Raw genomic sequence first — 8,029 nt, forward strand, 5'->3', positions numbered from 1 at the left:
TATGAGTATTATTGAGGACCAGACGTCGCGAGCCGCAACGTGGTAAAAATTCATGGCTAATAGCCCATAAAACGCCCAACTCAAAATAGAGCGTAGAATAAATTTATTTAGCCGCGAAGCTGTCCTGATTCACGTAAAGACAATGCAAAAAACGGACGATAACCAACCCCCACCCCACTAATTAAAGTTTTGTTTTGTGAGTAAAGAAAAGACTGATCCTATTGTAATCCCTCCCTCGGCAAGGGGTTTTACTAAAATCAGTCTTTTCTTTATTTACTATTTCTTTTTAGCTGCTTTTTCTCGTTCATTCTTGTTTAAAATCTTCTTCCGTAATCGAATTGATTCTGGTGTAACTTCACAATATTCATCGTCGTTCAAATACTCAATTGCCTCTTCTAATGACATTTGACGTGTTTTACGAATCGTTGACGTTTGGTCTTTCGTCGCTGAACGCACATTTGTTAAATGCTTTTCTTTTGTAATGTTAACCGTTAAGTCATTATCACGATTGTGTTCACCTACAATCATTCCGGCATAAACCTCTGTACCTGGCTCAATAAAAATGATCCCACGATCTTCAAGGTTCATAATACCATAGGTCGATGCTTTACCATTTTCCAAGGCAACAAGTACACCTTGACGGCGACCACCAACTTGACCCTCAACAACAGGTTCGTAGCTATCAAAGGTGTGATTAATAATCCCATAACCACGTGTCTGTGTCATAAATTCGGTAGAATAACCAATTAATCCACGAGAAGGGACCTTAAATTCTAAACGAACTTGCCCATTACCTTGGTTAATCATATCGAGCATTTCACCTTTACGTGAACCTAATGATTCCATTACCGATCCCGTATAATCTTCGGGCACATCAACTTGAACGCGTTCCATTGGCTCACATCTCACACCGTCAATTTCTTTTATAATGACTTGGGGTTTGGACAACTGTAATTCATAACCTTCACGGCGCATATTTTCAACTAAAATAGACAAGTGCAGTTCACCACGCCCTGAAACAATCCAAGCATCTGGTGAATCGGTTGGATCAACACGTAAACTGACATCTGTTTCAAGTTGCATCATTAAACGCTCTTCGATTCTTCGTGACGTAATATATTTACCTTCTTTACCTGCAAACGGACTGTTATTGACAACAAATGTCATCTGTAAAGTCGGTTCATCAATATGCAAAATAGGAAGTGCTTCTAAATGATCAACTGGGCAGACTGTTTCACCAACATTGATATCTTCAAGACCCGCTAAAGCAATAATATCTCCAGCATTCGCCTCTTCAATTTCAATTCGCTTTAATCCTAAGAAACCAAACATCTTACTGACACGGAAGTTCTTTGTTTGACCGTCTTTTTTCATTAAAGTCACTTGCTGTCCAACTTTAATGCTACCTCGTGAGACACGACCAATCCCTATCCGACCTAAATAGTCGTTATAATCGAGTAAAGTAATTTGAAATTGTAAAGGATCTGCTTGATTATTAGCTGGGGCAGGAATATGACTCATTATCGTTTGGAACACAGCTTCCATTGATTCAACTTGTTGATCTGGTTCTTCTCCAGATGTTCCATTCAACGCCGAAGCATAAACAACAGGAAACTCTAGCTGTTCGTCATCAGCACCCAACTCAATAAACAAATCTAACACTTCATCCACAACATGTTCAGGTCGAGCATTTGGGCGATCAATTTTATTTAATACAACCACTGGTGTCAATTTTTGTTCAAGCGCCTTTTTTAACACAAAACGCGTTTGTGGCATACATCCTTCGTATGCATCAACAACCAACAATACCCCATCAACCATTCGAAGAATACGTTCAACCTCTCCACCGAAATCAGCATGGCCTGGTGTATCAAGAATATTAATACGTGTATCGTTATAATTAATCGCAGTATTTTTCGCTAAAATAGTAATCCCACGTTCTCTTTCAATATCATTTGAGTCCATTGCACGATCATCGACTTGTTCATTATCACGAAATGTCCCTGAGTAACGAAGCAACTGATCGACTAAGGTTGTTTTCCCATGATCAACGTGGGCAATAATAGCAATGTTACGAATATCTTCTCTTAATTGCATCCTTCTACATCTCCTCTTTTATAGCAAACGTCCAAATAACACTGTAACTGGGCAATTATATCACATTTAGTCAATTAAAGTATATATTTTTCGGCGAAAAACTGCATGATTATTCATCATTTGACTAAATAACACACATTTAGCATTAAAAATTTAGCTTTGATGGCGCTTGTCATGTACGCTGTCTTGATTTAAAGTAATGCAGGCGTATTTAAATAACGATATTTTTATTATTTACAAAATACATCATTACATTCTTTACACAAGCTTGAAAGCATGGAAGATGAGTTGAGTTAGCTGCCATCTAAATAGCCGGATGATTATCTGTGATAAATGGAGATCAGCCAAACTTAAAAGCTATCAGCATAATAGTCATAGTGGTCGAGCCGTTGAACTGAAGGATTGTACTTTCCCATTCAAATGACTGAACTCTAGGTACACAACGAAGAAGCACTGACGCATTTTAGTCAGTGCTTCACTTGTTATTTTCTTTTATAGAGATACATCGTCAATGGACCGAAAATAATAATTAGCCCTAGCGAGATTAAACAGACCCACATAACAGCCTGATAATCTGGTGCGCCTTCCATAAAACCACGAACTGCACGCACCAATAATGTGATAGGATTAACCTCAACAAATGCTTCCAACCAACTTGGCATCGTTTCAGGCGCAACGAACACATTACTGACAAAGGTCGTCGGAAACAGAATCATCATGCTGACCCCTAGGAGTGATTTCTCCGACCGCATAATCATGCTTAAGGTCGTCCAGATCCAAGAGACACTAAAGGCGAATAGCAACAGAATCGCAATCCCTAAGACAAGCCCACTAAAGCCACCATCAGCACGAAAGCCTAATGTATAGCCAAGCACAAGCATGATCGTTGACGCAATCAAGTAACGAACTAAATCAACCAATAGAGCACCAACTAAGACAGCTGGATTCCAGATCGGTAGTGTACGAAACCGATCAAAGATCCCTTTTTTGATATCATTATTTAATTCGATACCGGTATACATTGTGATCATCACGACAGTCAATACTAGAATGCCCGGCAAAACGAATTGTAGATAAGCAGCCGTTGATCCGGCAATTGCACCGCCAAAGAGATAAGTAAACATTAGTAAATAAATGACTGGGAAAGCTGTAATATCAAATAATTGCTCTGGGACATATTTTATTTTTAGCAACATCCGACCACTAAAGGTCAAACATGCCGATAATGGACTCGCCTTTTTCGGACGAACCTGGTTGGATAATGCCTTTTCAATTGCACTTGATTGAGTTAAGTTACTCATTTTGCCACCTCCTCTGTTGCTTGATCGTCTGTTGGTCTACCTGTTAACGTTAAGAAGACTTCATCAAGACTAGGCTGCCCCAGCGAAAAATCAGTGATCGGAATGTTTGCATCCTCAAAGGCAAGTAGAGCTTTTGAAACGAGCGTCGTATCAGAAACCTGTGCGGTTAACACCAGTGGATCAGTACCAAGCTGTACCTCTGTTTGAATCGTTTGTTCAAGTACCTCAGCTGCCTGCCCTCGCATCTCAGGATCAAGGACACGAACATGAAGCTTACCTGTTCCAATCGAAGCCTTTAATTCGCCACTCGTTCCTTCTGCAATAACCTTTCCGTGATCAATAACAGCGATCCGATCAGCCAATTGATCGGCTTCATCTAAATACTGTGTGGTCAAAAGAACGGTTGTTCCCGCTTTAACAAGTAAGCGGATGATGTCCCACACCTGATTTCGACTTCGTGGATCGAGTCCAGTTGTTGGCTCATCAAGGAATAAGAGCTCTGGTGAAACGATAATACTCGCCGCAATATCAAGGCGCCTTCTCATCCCCCCTGAGTAATTCTTCACTTGCCGTTTTGCTGCATCGAAAAGATCAAATGCCGTTAACAGCTCTTCAGCCCGTTTCTTGGCGTCCCTTCGCGAAAACCCAAATAAACGACCAATCATCACCATGTTCTCCATACCCGATAAATCTTCATCTAGCGAAGCAAACTGGCCTGTTAAGCTAATTCGCTGACGCACCTGATGAGCATCATCGATAATATCATAGCCAAGCACTTTGGCGGAACCACCATCAGGCTTTAATAAGGTTGTCAACATTCGGATCGTTGTCGTTTTACCCGCCCCATTGGGACCAAGTACACCGTATATCGTCCCTTTCTTCACCTTTAATTCAACACCATCAACGGCACGGTTATTGCCAAAATATTTCTTTAAGCCCGTTGTTTCAATTGCCCATTGCTCTTGCTTGGGTTCTTTCATAAGATGACACTCCCTTATTGTTTATTTAGTTGGTATCGTAGTAAGACATTACCCGATGAAAAAGTATTTGATTCTAATAAGTTTAGTGAAACAGTTGTTAACATGCCCTGAAAAGCGGATTTTCCTGCCCCAATCAAGACTGGGTTAATCATGATCTGGTACTCATCAATAAGCCGATGCTTGGTTAATAGGTGAACCAGTTGACCACTGCCTAGTATGACAAGATCCCCATCAAGTTGTTGCTTTAATTGCTCAACGCTCACCACAATTGGATCAGCGATCAGCTGTGTCTGCGCCCAACTTGTCTCTGTTAATGTTTGACTAAAAATATATTTAGGCAAGCGATTCATTTCTTTGGCAACCTCTGGGGAAGACTCCATTGCTTCATGTGTTGGCCAAAATTGTTCCATCAATTCAAAGGTGCGCCGCCCCATCATTAAACCTTGAGCACCTTGAAGCAGTTTTGTTGCATAACGATTATAGTCATCATCAATAAGATGCCAATCAACCTCACCATTCATCCCACCATAATAACCATCAAGTGAAAGCACTAACTGTGCAATTAATTTAGCCATTTCCTTCACCTCGTTGGTAAGCCAAAAATACAACCCCAGAGTGAAAGACCTTGTGATCGACGAGTTTAAGCTGTTTTTTCTCAGGTAAGCTTGGAAAGAAACGCTTTCCACTCCCTAGTATAACGGGATGAATATACAAATGATAGCGGTCAATTAAATCCCTTTCAATAAATGAACAGGCCAGTCCTGCCCCTCCTAAAAGTAGGTCTTTACCAGTACTTAACTTTTCTTGCTCGACAGCTTCTTCAATGGGATGATTAATGAGCTTACTATTCCAACTCACCTCGGTTAACGTTGTCGAGAAGACCAGCTTTTTCATTTGCTTCCATTGTCGAGAAAAAGCCTGTTCAAAGTCGGATGCCTTAGGATTGTGCTCTTGCTTCGGCCAATAGCTAGCCATATTTTGATAGGTGCGCCTTCCATATAAATGAGTATCAACGCTCTGCTCTTGCTCGTTAATAAAGGCAAATAATTGATCATCTGGAACACCCCAATCAATTTCACCACCTGGTCCTTCAATAAAGCCATCTAGTGATACCATCTGTGCATAAATGATCTGGCGCATGTATAAGTCCCCTTTTTCAAAAATATAGTTAGACTCACTTTACCACGTTAACGTGTGAAAACTTATCCTTAATTGCGGGGTTTTGTGCATTCCTACAGGTGTGTCCGCACAATCATTGCTAAGCGGTCTTTCTCTTGTTCTGGCAAGTGTTCCTCTAACCTCGCACCTGCGATAATTGGTAGCCAAGCTAAAGCATCTACACGAGCACAGGTTGATTTTTCTAAATAAAGTGTTAAATACTTTTCAGCTATCTGAGAGGAAAAGCCGCTATACAGGAGATAGGTGCGACAAACATCAGCAAGGGGATGGCCGGCACTTGCGTCAAGCCAGTCAATAATCGTGATATCAGTTTTGCTTTGAATGAGGTTGTAGCAATGAAAGTCACCATGACAAAGCTTACTAACCATTGGCTGATTAGCTAATAACACGCACAGCTCTTTCTTTTCAGCAGCTGTTAATAGCTCTGCAGCCTTAATTTGCCTCACGAGCTTGTCTGTCATTCGTTCTAAGCCTTCAGCATCAACCTGATGCATCTTCTGTTGGACATCAATTGACAGCGCTAAATAGTGATCAAGCTGATTCTGATCGGACTCGATAAGCTGACCAAGTGTGTATCCTTTAATGAATGCCATCACTAATGCGTCTTTACCATCTATCTGATCAACACTTAACGGCTTTGGCACAGGAAGTCCCTTTTGATAGACAAACATTAATTTATCTCTTTCATATGTAGCAATCTCCCTAGGGAAATGGGATTTGAATAACTTAATAACCTTATTATCATAAACATATATGTCTGCAGTATTTCCATGTGCAATTGCTGTTTTAACCTTATCGCTCAACCTATCACCTCCAATGATTTTACTCATTGTACTAAAGTCTGCTATTCTAATTATAGTCTAACAAAAATAGCTTGCGGGTAGATCAGGCTAGAGACCGATTCTATACCAACCGCAAGGCTTATTTACAGGAACATTATTAAGAGGGGGAGACTTTAAATGGAAGAACTTATACAGCAAATTAAACAGATGAGTGCTCTAGAGAAAAAAACATTAGAGCAAATGGGACTGAAGCTTTCTGAAGAAGCTGGTGAGGTCTCGCAAGCAATTCTATCTCACGTCAAGGCGAGTGGCAATGCCTATAAAGAGCTTGGACTAGACGAAGTGAAAGAGGAATGTGTTGATGTCATGTTAATTGCTTTCGCCTTGTTTTTTACCTTATCACAGTCTGAGGAAGAACTAAAAGGCTTGATTGGCAAGAAGATGAAAAAGTGGAAGGAAAAAGCGAATGCGTAACCTTGCCTTTTGCCAGACAATATGTTGGCCTTAGCAAACCCAGCATCTCTCCCTTACCGGCGTTGATTTATCGTTAACAACTACTTACAATATATTTCGAATAATAAATGAAGGAGAACGATATGATTATATCCTCGGATAAAGATATTCATGGACTAAAGGAAGCTGGAAAAGTCATTTCTGATATTCGTGACCATATGATTGCTTATACTAAACCTGGTATCACAACAAAAGAATTAGACCAAGTCGCAGAGCGTTTATTTAAAAAGCACGGTGCGGAATCCGCCCCAATCCTGACGTATAACTTTCCCGGCTATACCTGTATTTCTGTCAATGAAGAAGTTGCCCATGGCATTCCTGGTGACCGCGTTATTCAAGAAGGCGACCTCGTTAACATTGATGTATCAGGAGCGTACAAAGGTTATTATGCTGATACAGGGCGTTCCATTGTCGTCGGTAAAGGCGAACAGAAATTAATTGATCTGTTAGTCGCAACGGACCAAGTCTTCGATGCCGGCCTCAACCAGTTTAAGGCTGGAGCCAAAATGAATCGTGTCGGTCATGCAGTTCATGACACTGCTAGCAAATTAGGCTACAAAGTTATTAAAAATCTTACTGGTCATGGCGTAGGTTCATCTTTACGTGACGCACCAGAGCATATTTACAACTTCTACCTCCCGTGGGACAACGCTTTAATGGATAATGGGTTAGTCGTAGCCTTTGAACCGTTTGTCTCGATCATTGATGAAGAAATCATTGAGTTAGATGATGAATGGACATTCGTCGGTAAACAAGGTGGCTATGTTGCGCAAAAAGAAGAGACCATTATTATTACGGAAGAGGAACCGATTATAGTAACATAAAATGAGGGCTCAATATCGCCCTTATTTTTTTACTAGTCAATTGATTAGCGCATCACGCCTAGATCCTGCATCATTTATTTGTACGTGTTAGATGATGATTAATAAACAATATAATCATTAGCGTAGCGCACCCAGCAGTCCCTTTGCTTTCCATGGGCACGGCTTCGGGCCTACAGGATGTAGGTCAGTTAGACGTTGTCCCAGGACGGGACGGGGTTAGTCTAACATTCCTCCACTGTGTGAAGAAGTACACTTCACTTAGTCGATCTTCGGACGCGTGCTGATCCCGCAGGAGTCGTCGTCTTTCACTTCCGTTTTATTAGCGTTTTAATCTGACTAAACACATGAAAATA

General features: G+C 40.8%; 8 protein-coding genes. 2 read left to right on the forward strand and 6 right to left on the reverse strand.

The genetic code is table 11. The annotated features are described in order from the left end of the window. Positions 1–276: 276 nt before the first annotated feature. The 6 genes from typA to B494_RS0116405 form a co-directional block, all read right to left on the reverse strand. Entirely contained in the window at positions 277–2,097 is a 1,821-nt protein-coding gene (gene typA, locus B494_RS0116380; protein ID WP_017473467.1) for a translational GTPase TypA, read from the reverse strand. Between the two features lie 482 nt (positions 2,098–2,579). After that, positions 2,580–3,398 carry an ABC transporter permease gene (locus B494_RS0116385; RefSeq protein WP_017473468.1) on the reverse strand — a complete coding sequence of 273 codons (819 nt, stop codon included), beginning with the start codon at positions 3,396–3,398 and terminating at the stop codon, positions 2,580–2,582. Beyond that, positions 3,395–4,378: an ATP-binding cassette domain-containing protein gene (locus B494_RS0116390; RefSeq protein ID WP_017473469.1), complete on the reverse strand. Its 984-nt coding sequence runs from the start codon at positions 4,376–4,378 to the stop codon at positions 3,395–3,397. The genes B494_RS0116385 and B494_RS0116390 overlap by 4 nt, the downstream gene beginning before the upstream one ends. Before the next feature lie 14 nt (positions 4,379–4,392). Beyond that, entirely contained in the window at positions 4,393–4,953 is a 561-nt protein-coding gene (locus B494_RS0116395) for a dihydrofolate reductase family protein (RefSeq protein WP_017473470.1), read from the reverse strand. Beyond that, the gene (locus B494_RS0116400) at positions 4,946–5,518 is read right to left on the reverse strand and encodes a dihydrofolate reductase family protein (RefSeq protein ID WP_017473471.1); all 573 of its coding nucleotides are present in this window, start codon (positions 5,516–5,518) and stop codon (positions 4,946–4,948) included. Before B494_RS0116400 ends, B494_RS0116395 begins: the two co-directional genes overlap by 8 nt. Before the next feature lie 92 nt (positions 5,519–5,610). After that, entirely contained in the window at positions 5,611–6,360 is a 750-nt protein-coding gene (locus tag B494_RS0116405; protein ID WP_017473472.1) for an aminoglycoside phosphotransferase family protein, read from the reverse strand. Positions 6,361–6,516: 156 nt separating this feature from the next. On the opposite strand from B494_RS0116405, the gene B494_RS0116410 reads away from it, so the two are divergent. Together B494_RS0116410 and map are read left to right on the forward strand one after the other, a co-directional pair. Then, on the forward strand, positions 6,517–6,813 hold the full coding sequence (locus B494_RS0116410) for a MazG-like family protein (RefSeq protein ID WP_017473473.1): 297 nt from the start codon (positions 6,517–6,519) through the stop codon (positions 6,811–6,813). A gap of 122 nt (positions 6,814–6,935) precedes the next feature. Beyond that, positions 6,936–7,676, forward strand: a complete 741-nt coding sequence (gene map, locus B494_RS0116415; RefSeq protein ID WP_017473474.1) for a type I methionyl aminopeptidase — start codon at positions 6,936–6,938, stop codon at positions 7,674–7,676. Positions 7,677–8,029 lie beyond the last annotated feature (353 nt).

The sequence above is a fragment of the Amphibacillus jilinensis Y1 genome (assembly GCF_000306965.1).
GTDB lineage: Bacteria > Bacillota > Bacilli > Bacillales > Amphibacillaceae > Amphibacillus_C > Amphibacillus_C jilinensis.